Origin of the sequence: Caproicibacterium sp. XB2, assembly GCF_044880635.1 — a bacterium.
GTDB lineage: Bacteria > Bacillota > Clostridia > Oscillospirales > Acutalibacteraceae > Caproicibacterium > Caproicibacterium lactatifermentans.
On sequence record NZ_CP173227.1, the window covers coordinates 326,656 to 349,778 of the forward strand.

19 protein-coding genes and 1 pseudogene are annotated in these 23,123 nt (G+C 48.5%); 11 read left to right on the forward strand and 9 right to left on the reverse strand.

What is annotated here, in order from left to right; translation table 11 throughout:
• Positions 1 to 162: 162 nt before the first annotated feature.
• Positions 163 to 1,542, reverse strand: coding sequence for a TrkH family potassium uptake protein (locus ACIHKT_RS01485; RefSeq protein ID WP_174193500.1), 1,380 nt, complete (start codon positions 1,540 to 1,542; stop codon positions 163 to 165).
• A 330-nt stretch (positions 1,543 to 1,872) separates the two neighbouring features.
• Between ACIHKT_RS01485 and sufC the strand changes: the two genes are divergently transcribed.
• The 6 genes from sufC (at position 1,873) to udk (ending at position 7,553) form a co-directional block, all read left to right on the forward strand.
• Complete coding sequence (sufC, locus tag ACIHKT_RS01490) at positions 1,873 to 2,625, forward strand: Fe-S cluster assembly ATPase SufC (RefSeq protein WP_086035163.1); 753 nt, start codon at positions 1,873 to 1,875, stop codon at positions 2,623 to 2,625.
• A complete protein-coding gene (gene sufB, locus ACIHKT_RS01495) occupies positions 2,622 to 4,037 on the forward strand; it encodes a Fe-S cluster assembly protein SufB (protein WP_086035164.1) in 1,416 nt (471 codons plus the stop codon). Before sufC ends, sufB begins: the two co-directional genes overlap by 4 nt.
• Before the next feature lie 57 nt (positions 4,038 to 4,094).
• On the forward strand, positions 4,095 to 5,129 hold the full coding sequence (locus ACIHKT_RS01500) for a SufD family Fe-S cluster assembly protein (protein WP_086035165.1): 1,035 nt from the start codon (positions 4,095 to 4,097) through the stop codon (positions 5,127 to 5,129).
• Positions 5,122 to 6,342, forward strand: coding sequence for an aminotransferase class V-fold PLP-dependent enzyme (locus ACIHKT_RS01505; RefSeq protein ID WP_086035166.1), 1,221 nt, complete (start codon positions 5,122 to 5,124; stop codon positions 6,340 to 6,342). The genes ACIHKT_RS01500 and ACIHKT_RS01505 overlap by 8 nt, the downstream gene beginning before the upstream one ends.
• Complete coding sequence (gene sufU, locus ACIHKT_RS01510; RefSeq protein WP_086035167.1) at positions 6,332 to 6,787, forward strand: Fe-S cluster assembly sulfur transfer protein SufU; 456 nt, start codon at positions 6,332 to 6,334, stop codon at positions 6,785 to 6,787. The genes ACIHKT_RS01505 and sufU overlap by 11 nt, the downstream gene beginning before the upstream one ends.
• Before the next feature lie 136 nt (positions 6,788 to 6,923).
• Positions 6,924 to 7,553 carry a uridine kinase gene (gene udk / locus ACIHKT_RS01515; RefSeq protein WP_086035168.1) on the forward strand — a complete coding sequence of 210 codons (630 nt, stop codon included), beginning with the start codon at positions 6,924 to 6,926 and terminating at the stop codon, positions 7,551 to 7,553.
• 180 nt (positions 7,554 to 7,733) lie between these two features.
• Here udk and ACIHKT_RS01520 read toward each other — a convergent pair whose 3' ends face one another.
• The 8 genes from ACIHKT_RS01520 to ACIHKT_RS01555 form a co-directional block, all read right to left on the reverse strand.
• Complete coding sequence (locus tag ACIHKT_RS01520) at positions 7,734 to 8,087, reverse strand: inorganic pyrophosphatase (RefSeq protein WP_086035169.1); 354 nt, start codon at positions 8,085 to 8,087, stop codon at positions 7,734 to 7,736.
• Between the two features lie 17 nt (positions 8,088 to 8,104).
• Positions 8,105 to 9,076 (reverse strand): ROK family protein, encoded by a 972-nt coding sequence (locus ACIHKT_RS01525; protein WP_086035170.1) that lies wholly within the window; start codon positions 9,074 to 9,076, stop codon positions 8,105 to 8,107.
• Positions 9,077 to 9,095: 19 nt separating this feature from the next.
• The gene (locus tag ACIHKT_RS01530) at positions 9,096 to 10,040 is read right to left on the reverse strand and encodes a type I phosphomannose isomerase catalytic subunit (protein WP_086035171.1); all 945 of its coding nucleotides are present in this window, start codon (positions 10,038 to 10,040) and stop codon (positions 9,096 to 9,098) included.
• 3 nt (positions 10,041 to 10,043) lie between these two features.
• Positions 10,044 to 11,735, reverse strand: a complete 1,692-nt coding sequence (locus ACIHKT_RS01535) for a phospho-sugar mutase (protein WP_404352617.1) — start codon at positions 11,733 to 11,735, stop codon at positions 10,044 to 10,046.
• 836 nt (positions 11,736 to 12,571) lie between these two features.
• Positions 12,572 to 13,879 (reverse strand): alpha-amylase family glycosyl hydrolase, encoded by a 1,308-nt coding sequence (locus ACIHKT_RS01540; RefSeq protein ID WP_086036797.1) that lies wholly within the window; start codon positions 13,877 to 13,879, stop codon positions 12,572 to 12,574.
• 145 nt (positions 13,880 to 14,024) lie between these two features.
• Positions 14,025 to 14,414 carry a metal-dependent transcriptional regulator gene (locus ACIHKT_RS01545; RefSeq protein WP_086035173.1) on the reverse strand — a complete coding sequence of 130 codons (390 nt, stop codon included), beginning with the start codon at positions 14,412 to 14,414 and terminating at the stop codon, positions 14,025 to 14,027.
• A 283-nt stretch (positions 14,415 to 14,697) separates the two neighbouring features.
• A complete protein-coding gene (locus tag ACIHKT_RS01550) occupies positions 14,698 to 15,999 on the reverse strand; it encodes a sugar ABC transporter substrate-binding protein (RefSeq protein ID WP_086035174.1) in 1,302 nt (433 codons plus the stop codon).
• Positions 16,000 to 16,141: 142 nt separating this feature from the next.
• Complete coding sequence (locus ACIHKT_RS01555; protein WP_404352619.1) at positions 16,142 to 17,188, reverse strand: LacI family DNA-binding transcriptional regulator; 1,047 nt, start codon at positions 17,186 to 17,188, stop codon at positions 16,142 to 16,144.
• Positions 17,189 to 17,375: 187 nt separating this feature from the next.
• Here ACIHKT_RS01555 and ACIHKT_RS01560 point away from each other — a divergent pair, with 187 nt between their 5' ends.
• The 5 genes and pseudogenes from ACIHKT_RS01560 to ACIHKT_RS01580 all read left to right on the forward strand — a co-directional run bounded on the left by ACIHKT_RS01560 (position 17,376) and on the right by ACIHKT_RS01580 (position 23,123).
• Complete coding sequence (locus tag ACIHKT_RS01560) at positions 17,376 to 19,181, forward strand: glycoside hydrolase family 125 protein (RefSeq protein WP_404352621.1); 1,806 nt, start codon at positions 17,376 to 17,378, stop codon at positions 19,179 to 19,181.
• Position 19,182: 1 nt separating this feature from the next.
• Positions 19,183 to 21,144, forward strand: a pseudogene (locus tag ACIHKT_RS01565) (glycoside hydrolase family 65 protein); the annotation flags it as partial.
• Positions 21,124 to 21,345, forward strand: coding sequence for a glycosyl hydrolase family 65 protein (locus ACIHKT_RS01570; protein WP_404352875.1), 222 nt, complete (start codon positions 21,124 to 21,126; stop codon positions 21,343 to 21,345). The pseudogene ACIHKT_RS01565 and the gene ACIHKT_RS01570, both read left to right, overlap by 21 nt.
• A 25-nt stretch (positions 21,346 to 21,370) precedes the next feature.
• Entirely contained in the window at positions 21,371 to 22,291 is a 921-nt protein-coding gene (locus ACIHKT_RS01575) for a carbohydrate ABC transporter permease (RefSeq protein WP_086035177.1), read from the forward strand.
• Entirely contained in the window at positions 22,281 to 23,123 is an 843-nt protein-coding gene (locus ACIHKT_RS01580; protein WP_236858867.1) for a carbohydrate ABC transporter permease, read from the forward strand. Before ACIHKT_RS01575 ends, ACIHKT_RS01580 begins: the two co-directional genes overlap by 11 nt.

Sequence of the window (23,123 nt, forward strand, 5' to 3'; positions counted from 1 at the left end):
ACATTTTTGGTCGTTATTTAAAAAGTTCAAAGAATAATTTTATTATACTATGCCCACAGCAGTAAATCAATCTTTTATCCTGTTTCCTTTTGAACCGGAAAACGCAAAAAGCTGCCTCAGCAATCAAGCAGGGGCAGCCTTTTGAATCGGATGACTATCGGTTTAGCCGACGATGATTTTTCCTTCCGGAAGGACACTGTCTGTGTGAATATGTCCGTGTTTAATGGATACAGCCAGGCCCAGTGATACCGGTCCTACGCGGCCGATATACATGGTCAATATAATGGCAATGCGGGAAATCGGCGAGAGCCGCGGCGTTACGCCGGCTGTCAGGCCAACGGTGCCAAACGCACTGGTGGCTTCATACAGGGCATCTACACCGTTGACATTTGGTGTAGTAGAAGTAATAATGCCGGTTACAATAAGGACGACCAGCATGCCGACACCGCAGATGGCTAATGCACGGTAAACGGTGAATTTGTCGATACGGCGATGGTGGAAAATGGCCTCCGGCTGCCCGCGGAGAACCGAGTGCACACAGCACAGCAGCACCAGCATGGTGGTTGTCTTAATGCCGCCGCCGGTAGAGCCCGGCGCCGCACCGATAAACATAAGCAGCACGGTGAAGATTTTAGTAAAGTCGTATTCTTTCGATAGGTCAACAGACGCAAAGCCGGCGGTACGCGGTGAAACAGACTGCAAAAGTGCTGCGTTCAGTTTGGCGCCAAAGTTCGGCAGGCTGGCGAGCGTGTTTTTATACTCCAGTACCATAAAGACAATAGTCCCCAGTATAATAAGGAGGATTGCCATAGATAGGACAATGCGGGAATGAAAGCCAAGGCTGTGACGGTGCTGACCGTGCAGGGTGGGCTGCAGTTTAGAGTGGCAAATATCCGCAATCACCACAAAGCCAAGACCACCGACTATAATCAGCATGTCGATTGTCAGACAGACAAGCGGGTCTGCCGCATAGGGAATCAGATTGCCATTTTCCATAACACTGCCCAAAATATCGAAGCCTGCGTTGCAGTAGGCGGAAACCGCAAGAAATACAGAAACCCAAATACCGTGTGCGCCCATCTGCGGCAGAAAACGAATCATTAGGATAAGGGCGCCAATGCCTTCACAGGAGAAGGTGAACTTCAAAATCATACGGACCAGGCTGCCGATGTCTCCGCTGTCGCCGTTGGTGTTCTCTACCGCCAGCTCCATGTTGCGCAGGCCAAGCTTTTTACGCATCAGCAGGGTAAAACCGGTGGTGAATGTCACCAGCCCTAAACCGCCGACTTGAATCAGCATCAAGATAAAGACCTGCCCGAGGGTGGTCCAGTGACGGTAAGTATCAAACAGCGTCAGGCCAGTTACACAGGTTGCCGAACCAGCGGTAAACAGGGCGTCCAGGTAAGAAGTGCTTTTTCCCGGGCGGGTGCAGGCCGGCAGGCACAGTAGCAAAGAACCGGTCAGGATAATAATTGCAAAACTGACGACAATGATACGTCCCGGTGGTTCCTTATGTAACCACATTTTTAAATTTGCCAGCATGACATAACGTACCTCCAGACTCCACTATAAATATGCTAATCACCACATTTTAGCACAAACATTGTCTTTCGTACAGTCCATTTCTTGCTTTTCTGCAAAAGCCTTTGGAGGGGTTTAGGGGAGTAGCGCGGCGAAGAGAAAAAATGCCGGAACGGCAGCCGAAACCGTTCCTCCTGTTCTGCAACAAAAGATTTTGACAAATAGGAGAAAAAGTCTTGATTTTTTAAGGAAAACGGGTACAATATATTATACACTAATTTAGTACATATTAAGTTATTAGATATGATGATTATCTTGCATTTTTGCAAAACATGAGGGGTGTTCAGGAACATGGCACAGAAATTACTGGAAGTATACGACCTGCACGCAAGTGTGGATGGAAAAAATATATTGAACGGGCTCAATCTTTCTGTTGCTCCCGGCGAAACACACGTTATTATGGGGCCAAACGGTGCCGGCAAGTCGACTTTGGGCAATGTGATTCTTGGCAACCCGGAATATCATGTGGATTCCGGTTCGATTACCTTTAATGGGGCGGACATTACACATGAGCCGACCGATGCGCGTGCCCGCCGCGGTATTTTCCTTTCTTTTCAGAGTCCGGAAGAAGTTCCCGGCGTTACTCTGGAAGATTTTTTGCGTGTCAGCAAGTCGGCCGTTACCGGAAAACCGCTGAAAGTATTTGCTTTTCAGAAAGAACTGAAAAAGACCATGGAGGCGCTGAACATGGACGCTTCCTATGCACGCCGCGACCTAAATGTGGGCTTTTCCGGCGGCGAAAAGAAGAAAGCTGAAATTTTGCAGATGCTGATGCTGCAGCCGAAGCTGGCCATTTTGGACGAAACGGATTCCGGCCTGGATGTGGACGCCGTCCGCATTGTTTCGGAGGGTATCCGCCGCTATAAGAATAAAGACAACGCGTTGCTTATCATTACGCATAATGCCAAGATTTTGGAGAACCTGACCGTTGACTATGCCCATGTGCTGGTTGACGGACGCATTGTCCGCACCGGTGGTTCGGAACTGGTGGACGAGATTGAGAATGAGGGCTTTCGCCATATGGAAGAAGGTGTCGCCGAATGAGCAGTCCGGTCAAAAAGACACAGGTGCAGGAGGTAGACCGCAGCCTGTACGATTTTAAAGATGCAGTCCATCCGTCCTATGAGGCGGATGCCGGCCTGACACCCGAGATTGTGGAACAAATCAGCCGTGAAAAGGGCGACCCCGACTGGATGCGGGACTTCCGCCTAAAATCACTGGGAATTTATAATCAGATGTCCGTGCCGGACTGGGGACCGCCTATTGACGGATTGGACATGAAAAACATTGTCACTTATGTGCGCCCCGATACCCCTATGCGCGGCAAATGGAGCGAAGTGCCGAAAGACATTAAAAATACGTTTGAGCGTCTGGGTATTCCGGAAGCAGAACGCAAGTCGCTGGCTGGTGTCGGTGCACAGTACGATTCCGAAGTGGTTTACCACAATGTCCGCAAAGAAGTTGCCGCGCAGGGCGTTGTTTACACCGATATGGAAAGTGCCCTGAAGGGCGAGTATGCGGATATGGTGCGGGAGCACTTTATGAAGCTTGTTCCGCCAACCGACCACAAGTTTGCAGCCCTGCACGGTGCCGTTTGGTCCGGCGGTTCCTTTGTTTATGTACCGCCGAAGGTTTCAGTTGAAATTCCGCTGCAGTCCTACTTCCGGCTGAACGCACCAGGCGCGGGCCAGTTTGAGCATACACTGATTATTGTGGATAAGGGCGCTTATCTGCACTTTATCGAAGGCTGCTCCGCACCGAAGTACAACGTGGCAAACCTGCACGCCGGCTGTGTGGAACTGTATGTCGCCGAGGGCGCACGCCTGCGTTACTCCACGATTGAAAACTGGTCTAAAAATATGTACAACCTCAACACCAAGCGTGCGCTGGTCGAAAAGGGCGGCACCATGGAGTGGGTTTCCGGTTCCTTTGGCTCCCACACTTCCTACCTGTACCCCATGACCGTCTTAAAGGGTGAAAATTCTCGCATGGAGTTTACGGGCATCACCTTTGCCGGCAAGGGCCAGCAGCTGGATACCGGCGCAAAGGTCGTTCATGCCGCACCGCACACCAGTTCTCATATTACGACCAAGTCCATTTCCAAGGACGGTGGCGAGTGCACTTACCGCAGCGCCGTTACCATTCAGAAAAACGCAGTGAGCAGTAAATCCTCCGTTTCCTGCGAGTCCCTTATGCTGGACAGCCGTTCCCGCTCCGATACCATTCCGGCTATGGATATACAAAATGATGACTCCGATGTGGGGCATGAGGCAAAAATCGGCCGCATCAGCGACGACGCGGTGTTTTACCTGATGAGCCGCGGCATCAGCGAGGAAGACGCACGCTCCATGATTGTCAGCGGCTTTGCGGAACCAATTGCAAAGGAACTGCCGGTGGAGTACGCGGTGGAAATGAACAACCTTATCAAGCTGGAAATGGATGGCAGCATCGGCTGAAAACGCACGTGAATTTTCTGGCTGAACTGCGGTACAGCGGAACTTTGGAGGAACACAATGGAACAGCAGCTTAATCATATCAATACACTTCCGGCGCTGACATGGAACTGGCTGAAGGTCAACCGCTCTGCCTTTCTGGCACAGCGTCCGGAAAAAGCCGCTCCGGCTGAAATGCCGCCGGCGTTTGCAGAAATAGAAACCGGTATGGGAAAAGAAGCAGCAGACTTTGCCGCGCAGTACTGCACGGATTATCACACCGTGGATGTACCGGAAAATGCAGAAGAAAAAGATGCCGAGACTTTTCAGTATGTACTGTCTGCTGAAAAGCCGGTGGTTGATGTTAACTTGATTCATGCCCGCAAGGGCAGCCGAGTAACCGTGCTGGAGTCCTATACAGCGGGCGATAACACAGCCTGTTTTCACGGTGGCCTGACGAAGATTTTGGCCGATGAGGGTGCCGAAGTGCGCCTGGTGCAGGTGCAGCTTTTAAGCGACACCAGCCGCCACTTTAATGATGTAGGTATACGGCTGGGGGACAACGCCCATGTAGAAGTGATACAGGCTGAGCTGGGCGGTGCGCGCGCTTTCTCCGGCTGCCTGGCACTGCTGCAGGGCTACCGCAGCAACTTTAATGCGAACACCGTCTATTTCGGCGATGAAAAGCGCAAGCTTGATTTCAACTACATTGCCCGTCACACCGGCCGCAAAACGACCAGTGAAATGCATGCGGCAGGTGCTCTGCTGGGGCAGAGTGACAAAATTTACCGCGGCACCATTGACTTTATCCACGGTGCTTCCGGTTCTGTCGGCCACGAGGCCGAAGAAACACTGCTCTTCAGCCCACAGGCACGCAACCGCACAGTGCCGCTGATTCTGTGCAGTGAGGAAGATGTGGATGGCCAGCACGCCGCAACCATTGGCCGCATCAATGCGGCACGGCTTTTTTACCTCAAATCCCGCGGCCTGACAGAGGCACAAGCCAAACAGCTGATTATAGAAGCACAGTTTGCGCCAGTTATCAGCAAGGTGCCGGACGCGGCTCTACAGGAAGCGGTAAGGGAATACTTGGGAAGGAGAATGCAACTTGACTGACGAAATCATTGCACAGTTCCCACTTCTGCAGAAACAGCAGGACGGCAAACGGATGGTCTATTTGGATAGCGGCGCAACTTCCCAGCGTCCGCAGGCCGTGCTGGATGCGGTCAGTCGCTTTTACAAGGAAGACAACGCCAATCCCCACCGCGGCGTTTATGCACTGGGGGAACGGGCCACTGCGGCATACGAATCCGCTCGTGACACCGTAGCGGAATTTCTGCATGCCAAGCGGGAAGAAGTCATTTTCACCCGCAACGCGACAGAAGCGCTGAACCTGGTCGCATACAGCTGGGGTCTGCATAACCTGAAAGCAGGGGACCGCGTAGTTGTCTCCATCCTGGAACACCACAGCAACTTAATTCCGTGGCAGCAGGTCTGCCGCGCGACCGGTGCTGAGCTGACTTTCCTGTATACTGACCAGCGGGGCGTTATTTCAGATGAAGAAATCGAAAAAAAAATCACCAAAGGTGTAAAATTAGTGGCCATTACACACGTTTCCAACGTGCTGGGGCTGGTTTCACCGGTACAGAAAGTGGTTGACCGGGCACACGCAGTGAATGCTGTCTGTGTACTGGACGCTGCACAGAGTGCGCCGCATCTGCAGCTGGACGTCACAAAGCTGGGTGTTGATTTTCTGGCTTTTTCCGGTCATAAGCTGTATGCCCCGCTTGGAATCGGCGTACTGTGGGGACGGAAAGAACTGCTGGACGATATGCCGCCGTTCTTAACCGGCGGCGACATGATTGAGTCTGTGCGGGAACAGGACGCCACATGGGCCGAACTGCCGCAGAAGTTTGAAGCCGGTACCCAAAATGCCGGCGGCGCGGTCGGTTTGGCGGCGGCCATTCACTGGATGCAGGGTGTTGGCTATGACACCATTGCACGTAGGGAAAACGACGTGTATCAGTATGCATGGCAGGTACTGTCCCAGCTGCCGCACGTTACATTGTACGGCACAGCACAGGGGCAGCACTGCGGAGCTATCTCCTTTAATGTGGAGGATGTCCATCCACATGATGTTGCGACAATTCTGGACGCGGACGCGGTTTGTGTGCGCGCGGGACATCACTGCGCACAGCCGCTGCTGCATCATTTGGGGCTGAATTCCTGCTGCCGGGCAAGCTTCGCCGTATACAACACCCGTGAGGATGTGGACGCACTGGCAGCAAGTTTACAAAAAGTGAGGAAATGGTTAGGCTATGGGTCTTGAACAAATTTATACACAGATTATAACAGAGAACAGCCGCTCCACCGAGCATAAGTATCAGGTGCAGGGCCCTACCCAGGTTGTAGAGGGTGTGAACCCTTCCTGCGGGGACGACATAACCCTGCAGCTGCGGGTGAAGGACGGCGTCATTGAGGATGCAGCGTTTTTGGGTGACGGCTGTGCTATTTCACAGGCTTCCGCGTCCATTATGATTGACCTTATCAAAGGGAAAACGCTGGAAGAGGCACAGCATTTATCCGAAGTATTCCTCGGTATGATTAAAGGAACCGTGAAAGATGAAGACCAGCTGGACCAGCTGGAAGATGCACAGGCCTTTAAGGATATTTCTCATATGCCAGCACGCGTAAAGTGCGCGGTGCTGGGCTGGCACACGCTTCAGGACGCTGTTGCCAAGGCAGATAAATCCACAAAAGCTGCTGCCAAATAAATTTTTTATAAAAACAGCAAAAAGCACGGCTGCTTTTTGCTACCACCGGTGCGGGGAAGTTCCCTGTGCCGGCTTTTGTTTGTCTTTAAAATATGCTATACTTTTTTATATTGCAGAAATAGGTAGGAGGAAAAACATGAAACAAACCCCGTATGTGCTCGGCGTAGCGGGAGGGACAGGCTCTGGAAAGACAACATTGGCCAATCATCTGTTGGAGGCATTCCCGGAAGAGGCACTGATTCTCTCGTATGACTATTATTATCTTCCGCACGATGAGATGCCGTTGGAAGAGCGCAAAAAACTGAACTATGACCACCCAAATGCATTTGAAACGGACCTGATGATTCGTGATGTGCAGAAGTTGCGTGCGTACTGTCCTATTGACCGGCCGGTTTACTCGTTTGTTACGCATACCCGGCTGCCGCAAACCGTGCACGTGGAGCCAAAGCCGCTGATTATCCTGGAGGGCATTTTGCTGTTTGAAAACCAGGCACTGCTGGACCTGATGGACATGAAAGTGTATGTGGACACCGACGCGGACATTCGGCTGATTCGCCGATTGGAGCGTGACGTGAAAGAGCGCGGCCGCAGCCTTGATTCCGTTATCAGTCAGTATATAAATACAGTCAAGCCTATGCATGAGCAGTTTGTAGAGCCCAGCAAGAAAAAGGCAGACATTATTATTCCAGACGGCGGAGAAAATCAGGTGGCCCTGCAGATGCTGACCGACCGGCTGGAAGCCGAACTGCACCGCTCCGCCGTGTAAAAAATAATCCGCACACCTCCAGTGACTGGCCCGTCACACCGCGGGTTCTATACTGGACACCCAAATTTTTGTATAAACGTTATCATACGCCGCTGATGATTACCGAAAACGGTGCAAACCTTAACAAACAGCGGCCCTGCTTTCCAAACCGGAGAGTAGGGCCGCTGTTTGTTATTGGTTTTATACCGTTCGGCGCACAAGAATGGCTTTCATGTTGGAAGACTGATTTTGTGCGTTGACAATCAGTGATTTTTCTGCTTCTGTGCAGCCAATCAAAATTTTTATTTCCGAGTCGCGCTTCAGAAGGTCAATGGTACACAAGATAGCGTCTGCCTGGCGGTGCAGTTCGCTGCCGATCCAGACATCGATGCCGCTGCCATCCATGGAAGCAGTGCCCTTTAAATAGCCATAGTCGGCGGGATAAACAAAGTCGGGCCAATGCGGGTGAACACTGCCTTTTGGCCGGTCAACTACAATTTCTGATTCTGCCAGCAGCGTGTTCACCGCATTCCAAAAGTCAGCATCTGTTTTCATACGTTCCATTCCTTCTCTTAAAGATTTGCCGCGCCGATGATGCCGGCGTCATTTCCAAGTGCGGCGGTGCGAATCTGCGGCAGGAAAGACGCTGCCCCGCCAAAGGCGTTCTGCCGAACCAGCTTTTCCAGCGGGTCCGTCAGATAGGCGCCTTCTTTGCTGATGCCGCCCGACAGCAGAACCATTTCCGGCCGGAAAATGTTGACGGCATTTGTAATGCCCGCAGCCAAATAGGCAATATACTGTTTTACCACACGCTGTCCAGCAGCATCCCCGCTGCGGGCGGCAGTGAACGGAATGCGCCCGTCCATGCGGGAAAGGTCACCTTCGCACAGCTTTGCCAGCAGGGAATTCGGCTGGGTTTCCGCCGCTTTTTTCGCCTGCCGAATCAGTGCGGTCGCAGAAGCGTAGCTTTCCAGGCAGCCGCGCCGTCCGCAGGTGCAGCGCTCTCCGTCCATGACCAGCAGGGTGTGGCCGAATTCGGCACCGCCGGGGCCGCTGCCTTCAAACAGCCTGCCGTCCAAAACAATGCCGCTGCCGACACCGGTGCCAAGGGTTAAGAGAACAACATTTTTACAGTTCTTTGCCGCGCCGGCACGCACTTCCCCCAGCGTGGCACAGTTGGCATCGTTGCTGATGTGTACTGGAAGGGAAAAAGCTTTCTGCAAGGCTTGCGCGAGGGGAACATCTTTCCAGTGCAGATTGTTGGAGTAGACGACTGTACCGCTTTGGGCATCTATCGTTCCCGGACAGCCGACACCCAAGGAAAGACATTCTTTTTCGGTGTGCCCCGCGTCCTGCAGGGCCAGCTGTGCTGCTTTGACAATGTCCTGCGCAACAGTCTGCCAGGGACGGCCGGCATCGGTTGGCACGGCGGCGCGGCCGATGATTTCATTTTCCTGATTTACGGTGCCAGCTTTAATACTGGTGCCGCCGATATCGATACCCAGCCGGCGGCTGGCAGCCGGTGATGTAGAGTGATTGGACATTTTGCAGCCTCCCTGTTTGTTATTCTGTGGCCGGAGGTACGGTGGTGCGGATGATTTCACAGTGGCCGGTTACGCTGTACACGCCGCTGTCTGCGGGCAGGAACAGGCTGTCACCCTGCTGGAAGGTGACAGTTTCGTTTCCGCAGGTCACACTGCCTTCTCCTTTTGTTACCAGCAGGGAGTGGAACGTACTGCCGTCCGTGCGGGCTGTTAGGGTGGAACCGTTTAGTTTCAGCAGGTCCGTTACAAAGGAGTCACAGCAGCCGAGATGACCGCCAAAGTCATAGTCTGTACGTGGTGGCGTCAGCCGGGTGACATCCAGTGCCTTTTGAACGTGCAGCTGACGCGGCTTGCCGTCGGTGCCCAGACGGTTGTAGTCGAACACGCGGTAAGTTATGTTGGAATTCTGCTGGATTTCAGCAATGACAATGCCCTTGCCAATGGCGTGAATGGTGCCGGACTCAATGAAGAACACGCTGCCTGGCTTTACCGACGCGGCGTTCAATACTTCGGTCAGTGTACCGTTTTGGATACGGGTGCGGAATTCCTCTTTGGTGATTTCCTTCTGGAAACCGTAGTACAAAAATGCGCCGGGATCGCAGTCCACAACATACCACATCTCAGTTTTGCCAAACTGTCCCTCGTTTTTCAGCGCGTAGGCGTTGTCGGGGTGAACCTGAATCGACAGGTCCCGCTTGGCATCAATCAGCTTAATCAGAACTGGAAAGTCACGGAAGCGGGCACAGTTGATACCGGCAGCGGCAGGCACAGCCTGCAAATATTCCGGCAGCGTTTTTCCCGCATACGGCCCATCTGCAACGGTGCTGGGGCCGTCCGGATGGCAGGAAAGTTCCCACGTTTCAGCCAAAATGTCTCCATCAAAATGCTTATGGTAGTCAGCTTTCAGCTTTTGGCCGCCCCACAGGTAAGATTTACAGGCAGGGTTCAGTTTTATAATAGACACTTCTTATGCCTTCTCTTTTCCAAAGTTTTCAATTATCTGGGACATGGCTTTGCGGTAGGATTTACAGGAAGCGTCTGCGGCCTGCATGGTCGGTGCCACAGCGGCACAGTACAGTTTCAGCTTGGGTTCCGTGCCGGAGGGGCGCACTGTCAGGCAGGTGCCATCGTCCAGCACATACTGCAGTACATCGCTGCTGGGCAGGTTCGGGAACTGCGCCGGTTTTCCAGGCGCCTGCAGGTAATCTTTAACCAGTGCGACCGCATGGCCGCACAGTTCTTTTGGCGGATTTTTCCGCAGATAAGTCATAAAGTCCTGCATGATATGGAAGCCGGTTTCTCCCTCAAACGCGAAGGAGTCCAAACTGTTCTTATAGCAGCCGTAGGTTTGATACAGTGCGTTCATGGCATCCAGCAGGGACATTCCTTTTGCCTTGTAGTCCGCGGCCATATCGCACAGCAGCAGGCAGGCATTTACCGCATCTTTGTCCCGCACGTGGGTACCGGAAAGATAGCCGTAGCTTTCCTCAAAGCCAAAGATGTAGCGGTCCGCTTCACCGGCTTTTTCAAGAAAACCAATCTGTTCGCCGATATATTTGAATCCGGTCAGAACATCACGCAGCTCTACGCCGTAATGCTCCGCAACTTTCGTGGCCATTTCCGTGGTGACGATGGTTTTGACAGCAACCGGATTTTTTGGCATTTGGTTGAGTGCCAAACGGCGGCGGCACACATAATCCAGCAGGAGGACACCCACTTCATTGCCGGATAAAAGCTGGCAGGTATCTCCATGACGCACCGCAATGCCCATTCGGTCACAGTCGGGGTCCGTTGCCAGTAGCAGGTCAGCTTTTTGTGTGCAGCACAGTTTGATGCCCTCCGCCATTGCCTCGGGAATTTCCGGATTCGGGTACGGACAGGTGGGGAAGTTGCCGTCCGGTTTTTCCTGTGCGGGTACGACGGTAATGTCCTGATAGCCGGCACGCTTCAATACAGTGGTAACCGGAACCAGACCAGTGCCGTTCAGCGGAGAGTAGATGAGTTTCAGCGGCGCCGGTACACGGCTTTCCAGCCGCTGTGCCAGCACTGCCTGATAAAAGTCCTCAAAAACACTCTGAGGGACTTCCTGTACAGTTGTGCTGCTGCCGTTCGGCAGTGCATCAAAGTAACCGATGGACTGAATGCAGGCGGTGATTTCTTCGGCCGCACGGGTGGTAATCTGGCAGCCGTCCGGGCCGTATACTTTATAGCCGTTGTATTTGGCGGGATTGTGGCTCGCGGTAATCATGATACCAGCGGAACAGTGCAGCCGGCGTACCGCGAAGGACAGCGCCGGCGTCGGCATTAGCTGCGGGTACAGGTAAACTTTCACACCGCAGGCGGCAAAGGTGCGTGCGGCCTCTTCGGCAAAGCGGCGGGACTTAATACGGCTGTCATAGGAAATGGCGGCACTTGGTTTTTCCTGTGTCTGCAGCCATTTGGCAATGCCGCGGGTGGCACGGCGCACAGTATAGATGTTCATTCGGTTGGTGCCAGCGCCAATCACGCCGCGCAAACCGCCGGTGCCAAAGGCGAGGTCACGGTAAAAGCGGTCCTCTATTTCGTCGGGCTTTGTTTTCACGGCGGCCAGTTCTGCCGGAATGTCCGGGTCCTCAGCGGCTTTTTCTGCCCACTGCCGGTACTTGTCCTGAATATCCAAAGTAATCCCTCCATTTAGCCAAAATAATAGATATTTACTTAATGTATGGTGACGATGTTGGAAAAGGCTGTCAATCACACAATCTTGATAATTATATCATTTTGTTGGTCGGTTCGCAATTTTGGCGTGCAGATGAAAATTCAGCTGGATGAACACGTATGAACGTGCTTAAATAATAGAAAAGTTACTTTACCGGACTAACCTTTAAGAAGAGGAATTCGTGCGTATGCCGATTTATCATTTTTCATCATTTGTCCATAGGAAACACTGAAACGTCTTGGCTGCAGATTAGACGGCTGCCAGTGGCCGCTGTTTGTGCGGGAAATTGTGTGTATCTATGTGGAAAAAGAAAAAAGTCCTGATAACGCAGTTTGGTACATATCATATCTCTTATCCGTTGGCAAAAGGTGTACAAAAGATGCATACTAAAAGTGCAAATTTATGGAAAAACCTTATCGTTAATTGCTGCTTTTTCATCACTTATCGATTTACCCTTGAAAGCGGTATCATTATCCATTACACTAGTATTTGTTATTCCATCTCAGTTGTTTGTTTACAAAAAGCTGTATAGAACTCCTATAGACAAATTAGGGGCTGTACGGTGTTGACGCCGGGAAATATGATAAGGTCATCTACTGGTTTCAAATGGATTGTGCAGTCAAAAATATAAAAGATTACCCGTCTTTTTCTTCCTTTCTTTTTACATTGCGTGCAGTATTTTGCAGATAGCCCCTGCAGGATATGTCAATCGCATGTATGCACAGTCGCTGATTTTCACTTGGCCCGGCAAATATAAAAGAGGGACAGCTGTCCGTACCAGCTGTCCCTCTTTTATATTAGAAAATCTGCCACAGTGCAGCAAAGTAGGGCGGAAGGTCTGTGCCGCCCCCAAAGTCATGCACGCTTCCGGTAATCAAATCACGCGCACGGCCTGCACCAGCATCAAAGTCAACATGTACAGGCGTGTCGCCGGCATTGACGGCGACCAGTACGCGGTCCGTTTCTGTTTTGCGTTCAAAAATGCAGTATTGGTTCTGCAGCACCAAACTGCGGAAGCTGCCATAGCGGAGAGCGTCACTTTCACGATGTGCGTGGGCGCAGGCGGCAATCCAATTGGTCAGCTCGTTTTCCTGCGGGGAGTCAAAGCAGACACGCAGGGCGGGGTCACCGTCCTCTTTGCGTCCCTTGGCACCCCACTCACTGCCATAATAAATGCACGGAATACCCGGCATACCGAACAGGACAGCATAAATAAGCGGCAAATGTTTTGGATTGGTTAGAATAGATGCAATCCGTGTTACATCGTGGTTATCAACAAAGGAAAGCGGGTGGGTGCCGCGGTAAAGTGCCCAGTCTTCCGGACCAAACTGCCGTAACAGAGAGTGAACAATTTCAAACAGATTGAGACTGTTGAAACTGGAGTACAGACCCTTGTAGCATTCATAATTTGTCACGCTGTGGCACATTTGCTCGTTCATTGTCTGGCGGTAGTTGCCGCCCAAAACTTCTCCCAACAGGAAAAAGTCCGGTTTACAGCCGAAAGTAAAGCTGTGCAGCTGCTTTAAAAAGTCACGGTCCAGCAGATAGGCTACATCCAGACGCAGGCCATCAATGTCGAACGCGTCTATCCATTCCCGCGCACACGAAAGCAGATACTGCACGACCGCCGGATTCTGCAGGTTCAGCTTTACCAATTCATAGTGGCCTTCCCAGCCCTCGTACCATAGTCCATCATTATAGCCGTTGTTTCCGCCAAACTGAATATAGAACCAGTCCCTATAAGCGGAGCATTCCCGATTTTGCAGGACATCCTGAAAGGCCCAGAAACCACGGCCCACATGATTGAAGACACCATCAAGAACCACGCGGATGCCGGCCTTGTGCAGTGCCGTGCAGACTGCAGCAAAGTCCTCATTTGTGCCGAGCCGGCAGTCAATCTTGCGGTAGTCGCGTGTATCGTAGCCGTGTGCATCACTGTCAAAGACCGGGCCAAAATAAACCGCATTGCACCCGAGCTTTTGGATATGAGGAATCCAGTTGAGAACTTTCCGGATACGAGGCTTTGTAATGCCGTCGTTTTTCAGAGGAGCGCCGCAGAAACCCAGCGGATAGATTTGGTAAAAAACAGAGTCGTATGCCCACATAGAAATTCCCTCCAATTTATAGTAATGATGCTGCCGCAGATAAAGACAGGCGGTATTGTCTGCATTATAGCATTCACAGCCGTGTGTTACAAACAAAGTTAACCGAAAAAAGGCTTCTGCAGGTTTTTCTGCAGAAGCCATTGGATTATTGTTTACTTTTTTCGTCTTTCAGGTATTTTTCGGTATGCTCCTGAATTTTTTGAAAGGTGGTGTCGCTTAGGTCATGCTCTATCCGGCAGGCATCTGCGGCCGCGGTCTCGTCGTCAACACCTAGGTAAACCAGAAGTCTGGTCAGCACCTTATGTCGGGTATAAATACGCTGCGCAATGGCCAGCCCTGCGTCGGTCAGGCTGATGAACCCTTCCCGGTCCATTGTAATGTATCCATTTTCCCTTAGGTGTTTCATAGCCACACTGATGCTAGGCTTGGAGTAGCCGGTTTTATTGACAACGTCAATCGACCGCACCATGCCCTGCTTCTCTTTCAGCATTAGGATAGATTCCAGATAATCTTCTGCCGATTCATGAATTTTCATAAAAACTGCCTCCAATATCAAGAGTAACATAAATGCAAAAAAAGTCAAGATAATCTGCAGCGGTGCGCCGATTATGTGTTCCTCGATTGAAGACTGGCGAAATGAATATAACGACCTTCGGCCTTACAATTCTCTGGATAATTTGACACCGGAAGAATACGCTATGAAAATTTTCGAGAATGTGCTGAAGGATTCGCTTTAACTTTTTCTGATTAAAGAAATATAACAGCAGATTCAAGTGGTGGAATGCGCTATCATTTTATTCTGAAAAGTGGACGGAAGCTTATTTAGACAAATGAATCATATTCTGGCACTCGGCCTGCATATCTTTCAGTGCCTGTGCTGGTGTTACGGTACCCGCTGCGGCGGCATTTAAATGTTTTCCGACAATATCCTGAAGTTCAGCATACTGCGAAATAACTGGAGGAGCTACAGAATAATCAAGGCTTTTAAAAACAGCCTGACGATTTGCCGGAGGTGTTTTGGCTGTGTATTGTGCAATGATGGATTTATCATTGACGGGTGGCAATTCCCAACCTGCATCCAGACGTATCTGAGTAGCCTCTTTGTTTGATGAAATAAAGGCAATAAATTTTGCTGCCTCATCAGCCACTTTGCTGTTTTTATTGATAACATAACCGTTAGAGAAAAAGTGTGTGGCTTTTTGTTTATGGCCTGGTTCTACGGTAACATCCCATTTAAATTTGCAGTCACGTGCGAAATCTGGGAAAGCCCAACAACCGGTAACAATCATACCGAGACGTCCGGATTTGAACAGATCCCAATCAGCGTTAGATACGCGCTCAAGTTGTGTAGGAGTAGGCATTACGTTACTTTTGTTCTGCATATCTACCATATACTGCAAAGCTTCCACATTAGTCGGGGTATCCATTGTGAAAGATTTTCCGTCAGCGCTGATCAGACTCCCGCCATTTTGCTTGGAAACTTTGTAAAATTCGTTGTAGGAAAGTGGATGATAATAACCATAAATATCTTTTCCAAGTGCGCGTATTTTTTTGGCGGCATTCATGGCATCTTCCCATTTCCAATCATCGGTTGGATAGGCGATTTTTGCTTTGTCAAACAAATCCTTATTATAAATCAGCAACGCGGTGGAAAAGCTGTCCGGGACGCCATATTGCTTTCCATCGGTATTGAAAGATTTCAGAGCTGTCTGATTATATATGGAGGTGTCAATACCCTGTGACTTAATGATATCGTTCAGCGGCATAAGAGCGCCTTTTTTAGCGTAGGAAACAAAATTTTCATAGTTTAGCTCAAACACATCCGCAGCTTGGCCACCTGCGACCTTGGTTGTCAGTTGAGTGAAATAATCGTTATAACCATAAGACTGCATCCGAATGGTAACATTCGGATGTTTCTTTTTGTAGGCGTCAATCATTTTTTGCAGATACTTTTCATTGTCACCAGATCCAGAAAATTGGTCAAAGGTAATGACGACTGGTTTGGTGGATGCGGAATCTGCGCTGTTAGATGCCGTACTTGAGGCGGGTGCGGTAGAGCAGGCACTGATAGTAAGCATCGAGGCCAAAACAAGGCTAACAATGGATAGTCGTTTTTTCAAGGTAATTCCTCCCAATCTGATTTATGCTAATTTTTGGGCGCTTTTCATTTACAACAATTACAACAATATAAATGAAAAGGGCAGCAGCCATTGTTTACCCTTTTACAAAGGTTGCACATGCTTTGCCAGCGTGCGACCTTTTTTATATCACCTCCTTTTCCGCAGAATCGTTCAAATCCTTTACGGAGCCACGTTCTATGATGTTCACGGGCATGATTTCCTCTTGCTTTGTAAGTTTTGGATTTTGAATACTGTTGAACAGTAAATCCATGGCCCGCTCACCCTTACGGGATATATCTTGATGCACGGTGGTTAATCCGGGCGTCAAATACTTTGTAATTTGCAGATCATCGAAACCTATAATAGAAATATCGTCGGGTACATGAATCCCATGTTCATAAAAGGCTTTCATGGCACTGATTGCGAGAATGTCAGCTGTCGTTACCACAGCTGTGGCTTTTATATCCGATTTACATAATGCTTCCGCAAGTTTAATACCATCTTCATAATCAATTTTTCCTTCAAATACATTTTTTGTGTTAAAGGTAAGCCCTTGCTCTTCCATTGCCTCACGATAACCCTGCAAGCGCTGTTTCATAACACCGTTTTCTTTTATCTCACCGCAAAAGAATGCAATATTGCGGTGGCCATGGTCAATCATATATTTTGTGGCGAGGTAACTGCCATAGGCATCGTCAATGCGGATACTATGGTAGTAATGGTCATTGCAGTAACTATCCACCAACACAATTGGAATTTGGGACTCTTTCATTTCCTGATAAAAACTGTTGGGATATATTCCAATAACGATGATACCATCGAGGTTGCGTTCTTTGGCAAGTGTCAAATAATTTTCATTGGTATCTGACGCTGAAATCAAAACATGGTAGCCCCGCAATCGCGCACGGTACTCGATACTGCTTACAATTTCACTGTAAAAATTATTTTCAAACATCAGACGGTTGCCTTTTTCCGTCTGTGGCACTACTACACCAATCAGTTTCGAATTACCGGCAATCAAGCTGCGAGCGGATAAATCGGGCACGTAGTCAAGTTCCGAGACTGTATTCCAAACACGTTGTTTGGTGTTCTCGGAAATAGATTTTTTATTGTTAAGTACATAGGATACCGTGGCAGGAGAGACCCCTGCTTTTTGGGCCACTTCTTTAATTGTAACTTTGTTTTTCATATTCATTCGCCTCATTTAATCGGTTAAACATTCAACAGCTCTATAATAGCGGCTGCTATAGATAAAGTCAAGTAATTTAGTACAAAAATATTCATATACAATAAAAACTATTGACATATTATGATTTTTGAGATATATTTTACTTGAAATCTATTGAAACGATTAAACAATTAAAGGAGGATTATATTTGATACATGCAAGGAATATGCCAGTTGGGAATCAAGTGGTTTCCCTGCCACAGATTCAGGAAACAACAGCTGGAATACAGGATTTGACCTTTTTACACATGGGATACAAAGGATTGATTGATATTCGAGGGGATGAAAATGAGCCGCTTATCCATCCTTTTTTACAGATAGGCGATACGCAAATTCCATTTAAATCCCTTGTGTGGAACCGGTTGGGAAATTGGATTCCCTGTTTTTCTTTCCAGACAGAGGAGCTGACTTTGCGCGGAATTATTCTCACGCCCGTAGAAGAACGCGGGTTTTTAGTGAAGCTTGAAATTACCAATCGCTCATCAAAACCAGTAAATTTTACTTATGGTTTATGCGGGCGCTGGGCGTCAAGCTGGCACTGCGTTAATGAGGACAAAATGCTTAGCGGAGAAAAACATTGTTATCAAAGCAAGTGGAATCATGGCATTGTATTTGATATGCGCTGTGGTACACCAATGTTTGCCTTTGCGCCTATGGCAGATCAAGAGTGCAAATCAACCTTTGAAACAACTAAAGATATGGTCGATTACCGTTTGGCTCGATCGGAATCATTGGCGACGGGGCAAAATTGTTCGTTGACAGTGTATTGGGGAATTGGTTTTGAGGAAGTGGCCGCTGTAACCAGCGCGAAAGAAATGTTGCGGCAGGGCTATGATTACGAATTAAGCCGGACTCTAAATTGGCTTGATGAACGCACATTGAAGTTTAAAGACGAAAAACTTACCAGACTATACAATACAAACTTGTTTTTTTGCATTTTCTTTTCTACAGGCATTACGTTAGATACAGAAGAATTGGTGCTTGTCACTAGCCGTAGCCCACGCTATTACGTAAGTGCGGCCTATTGGGATCGCGACAGCCTATTATGGAGTTTTCCCACAGTTTTGGATGCCGACCATAACCTGGCATATGACATGCTGTTATATGTTTTTGGCCGCCAGCAAAGAAATTTTGGGATTCATTCACGATACATAGACGGCACTGTGCTGGAGCCAGGTTTTGAACTCGATGAGCTGATGGCGCCGGTGCTTGCGCTCGAACGGTATGTGGACTCGACAGGTGACAGGAGCATATTGAAAAAACCTGATGTAAGAGATGGAGTCAGTAGAATTCTGGATTGTCTGAAAAAGCACCGGCATGCAGCAGTAGCTTTGTACAATACGTTTCTGCAGCCTACGGATGACGAACATGTCTATCCATATCTCACATATGACAATGTTTTGGTATGGAAAGGAATGCGCGCGTTGGCACACTTGTATCCCGATTATAGAGAACTGGAACAAACTGCCCAGAAAATCAAATCGGCAATTGAGATGTACTGTGTCAAAGAGGAAAACGGAAAACGCTTTTATGCGTGGTCGGTAGATTTAAACGGTAATTATGACATCTATGATGAACCGCCCGGCAGTTTACAGCTCCTTCCGTATATCGGATTCTGTACGGTAGACGATGAAGTATATCAGAATACCGTCAACATGATACGCTCTCCCCGATATCAGTATAGCTTTTCTGAAAGCCGGTTTGCGGAAATCGGATGTCCTCACGCACCACACCCGTGGATTCTCAGCGTCGCGAACAGTCTTCTGTGTGGGCGTGCAGCACACTGTGCGAAATTTTTGCACGATGTCAAAATGGACGATTTGATTGCTTGCGAGAGTGTGGATGAGAATACCGGGGAATGCACTACTGGCGCAGCGTTTGCAACATGCGCGGGATTTTTATGCCATGCGATGAAGGAAAGTAAGGAAGGATTGGATCAGGTCTATGAGGAATGATGTGAAACTTGACAAATGGAGTATATCAGCGGAAAGCAAAGGCTGGACCGATGATTTTCTGGAAAGCGTTTTTTTTACTGGAAACGGCCGAATGGGTGCGCGCGGCCATCTTACCTTTGAGCCTCATGCGCGGCCTGAGAAAACAGGGTTGTTTATTGCCGGAATATTTGGTGAATTGAAATCAGGAATTACTGATTTTGTGAATTTGCCCACTCCGCTTTACGCATGGGTAAACATAGATGGCCACACAATATGCGAGGATGATGTGCATGTCTATCGCACACTCGATTTACACAATGGACTGTTTACGGCGGAATACGTTCTCCATTGTGCCGGAAAATCTCTTCAGGTCCGCGAAGAACGTTTTTTTTCGCTATCCAATACAGGATTGCTGGTACAAAGGGTCACATTGACGCCCTGTGAAAAAATGGATTTGGAACTTTTCAGCGGAGTTCATACCAATTGCTGCAACCTTCCAATTCCAGATGATCAGACGCAGGAAAACACGCAAACCGTACAGTTAACTGAAGTAAGACAAAAAGAATTTTCTGATAATGGCTTTTCGCTGCATTTGCTTACCAAAGGTACCAAAATTAAAATCAGCGAAAACATGACGTATCATATGGAAAATCTACAGTGCCGCAGTACTTTTGAAAATGACAAAGGCACAGGATTCGTTTTTGCCGGCTCGGTATCCGCAAAAGTACCTTTTGTGATAGAGCAGTGTGTATTTCTATCTACCAGTCGTGACAAAGACCCTCGCATACATAAAGTGGGCTCAGATTGGAATTTTGATACGCTTTTGTGGGAGAGTGAATCGGCGTGGTCGCAGCGTTGGCAATCAGCAAACATTGAAGTCGAGGGCGACAGGCAGGCTGATGCCGCCCTGCGTTATGTGATCTTTGAGTTGATTGCCAACAATTCAGCAAAAGACTTTTCGGTAAATATCGGTGCCCGCGGCCTGACCCATACCCGGTACAAAGGATGCTATTTTTGGGACACTGATATGTTTATGATGCCGTTCTACCTTTATACGGCTCCGGAAGCGGCTCGAAATCTAATGCAGTACCGCACGGATGCGTTGCCGCAGGCAAAAAAGCACGCTCAAGAGATGAACTGCCTCGGGGCACGTTATCCTTGGATGGCTGCTTATGATGGAAGCGAACAATGCGAAAGTTGGGATATTGGCGCTTCGGAACTTCATGTGACAGCGGATGTCGTGCATGCGCTCAACCAATATGTGCAGACGACAGGCGATGAGGAATTTTACATACATGAAGCGGCAGAGGTTTATATTGAGACGGCGCGATTCTGGCAGAGCCGCTATACGCCGGAATCCGGAACCGGAAAAGTCAACTTACTGTTCTGAAAAGGGCCAGACGAGTACTGCGGCATCACCAGCAACAATCTGTATACCAATGTGCTGGTAAAAGAAAATTTGAAACTTGCTAAGGATGCAGCGGACTATCTGTACCAACATGACAGGCCTGTCTATCTTCGCCTTGGAATCACGGCAGAAGAAGTGGAATGTTGGAACAAGCTGGAACATTCCATCAAGTTACCCAAAGACCCAGTTTCAGGACATTGGCGGCAGGACGACACCTTCCATCTGCTGGAGCCAATTCAGCTTTCCAATTTAAAACAGGGGGATGCAGCCAGTTACAAATGTGTTTGCTTTGATCGCCTACAACGATATCGGGTCATCAAGCAGGCGGATGTGTTGCTGTTGATGAGCCGCCTGCCAAACATGTTCACATCTAAGGAAAAACTGGCTGCATGGAAAGACTTTGAACCGCTGTGCCTACATGACTCTACCCTGAGCTTTGCCTCGCATGCGCTGTTTGCGGCGCAGAACGGTCTTATGGACGCAGCACAGTCTTACTTCGGGAAAGCCGCTTTTCTGGACCTTCGTAATGTAATGGGGAATACAGGAACAGAGGGATTGCATCTTGCCTGTCTTGGAGAAACCTGGCAGGCAGCGGTCATTGGATTTGGCGGTTTATCTTTTCGAAACGGGGTTCCCGAATTGAAGCCGCACTTGCCGCCAAACTGGGAAAGCATGCATTTCCGCTTCTTTTATCGTGGTAAGCAGTATGAAGCTGATCTTAGGCAGGATTACAATTTGCTTCGGGAAGTTCAGTGCAATGAGGAAAGTACTACATAATACAAAAGAATTGGGAGGAATTGATATGAAACATTCGCATACATCAGGATTTCGCGTGGCACTGCCGTTCCTGCTTCCCAGCCTCGTAGGATTTTTGATTTTCAGCATTTTACCGATAATCGCCACTTTGTTTATCAGTATGACAAACTGGGACGGTCTAAGCCAGTTGACCTTAGCAAGTGATTTTCAGGGTTTCATGAAACAACATTTCGTTGGTTTGCAAAATTATCAGGAAATTTTCAGTAACGCTGAGTTTTATCAGGTGTTGTCAAACACTCTAAAGTTTGTGGTACTTTATATTCCGCTCATGCTTATCGTATCGCTCTGTGTCGCCGGTATTTTGAACAGTAAGGCGCATGGGGTAGGCATTTTCCGTGTGGTTTATTATATCCCCGTGATTACTTCGTGGGTAGCAGGCTCTTTAATCTGGAAATGGGTATTGAACCCTCAATACGGAATTTTAAATTCCATATTATCGGCGATTGGCATACAAGGGCCTCAATGGTTACAAAGCCCACAATGGGCGATGCCAGCAATTGTATTGGCTTCCGTGTGGAAAGATATGGGCTATTTTGGTCTAATGTTGCTGTCCGGTTTACAGGGAATCAATCGTGAGTACTATGAAGCGGCGGCTATTGATGGCGCCAATAATGTTCAGCGTTTCTTCAAAATTACACTGCCGCTTTTAACGCCGACAATTTTCTTTGTGCTTATCATTAGCTTGATTAATTCTTTTCAGATTTTCCCCCAGGTGATGATCATGACACCGGACGGAGGACCAGGTGGTTCTACAATGGTTATGGTAGAACGCATTTATAAACATGGTTTTACATATTACGAGATGGGTACTGCATCCGCCCTAAGTTGGATTTTGTTTATTATCATTATGGCCTTGACTTTCGTACAAATGAAATTGCAGAGTAAGTGGGTGAACTATGATGACTGATTTAATAAGAAAAAAACGGATAGCCTTTAAATTATTGTACTATGTATGTGCGTTATTGGTTGCTGTTGTGGTATGCATTCCATTTTTCTGGATGATCGTGACTTCTTTAAAAAGCAGAGGGGATCTGATGCTTTTACCAGTGGAATGGATCCCTCAAAACCCCACACTTGATGCATACCGTAAATTATTTACTATTCCGAATTTCGGGGCTTCAATTAAGAACAGCTTTTATATCGCGATATTTGGCACTGTATTTCGTGTGCTGTGCGCAGCTATGGCGGCTTTTGCTCTGACAAAAATCAAATTTCATGGAAGAGGAGTGATTTTTGGCCTGTATATTACCGCCTTGATGATTCCTGCGCAAACTACGTTTATTCCGTTGTTTATTGTAATGAATAAACTGAATCTGTTGAATAATCTCAATGCGTTTATGTTTTTACAGCTATTTAACGCATTTGCGATTTTCATGTTGCGTCAAAAGATGTTGACTATCAACGATGCTTATATCGAAGCGGCAACGATTGACGGTGCCAGTATGTGGCGCGTATTTTTCCAAGTAATTCTTCCTTTGTGTTCCGGTACCCTGGCCACACTTACAATTCTGTCGTTTATGGATTTATGGAATGATTATTTACTGCCTCTGGTCCTTCTCACCGACCGTGCAAATTATACACTTCCTCTTATTTTAAATTCCATGCAGGGTCAGTACAGTAATCAGTATAATCTGATGATGGCAGGAAGCCTTGTTTCGATTATTCCGATTCTGATTGTGTATATCTGCGCGCAAAAATACTTTAAGGAAGGATTGACGGTCGGCGGTGTAAAAGGCTGA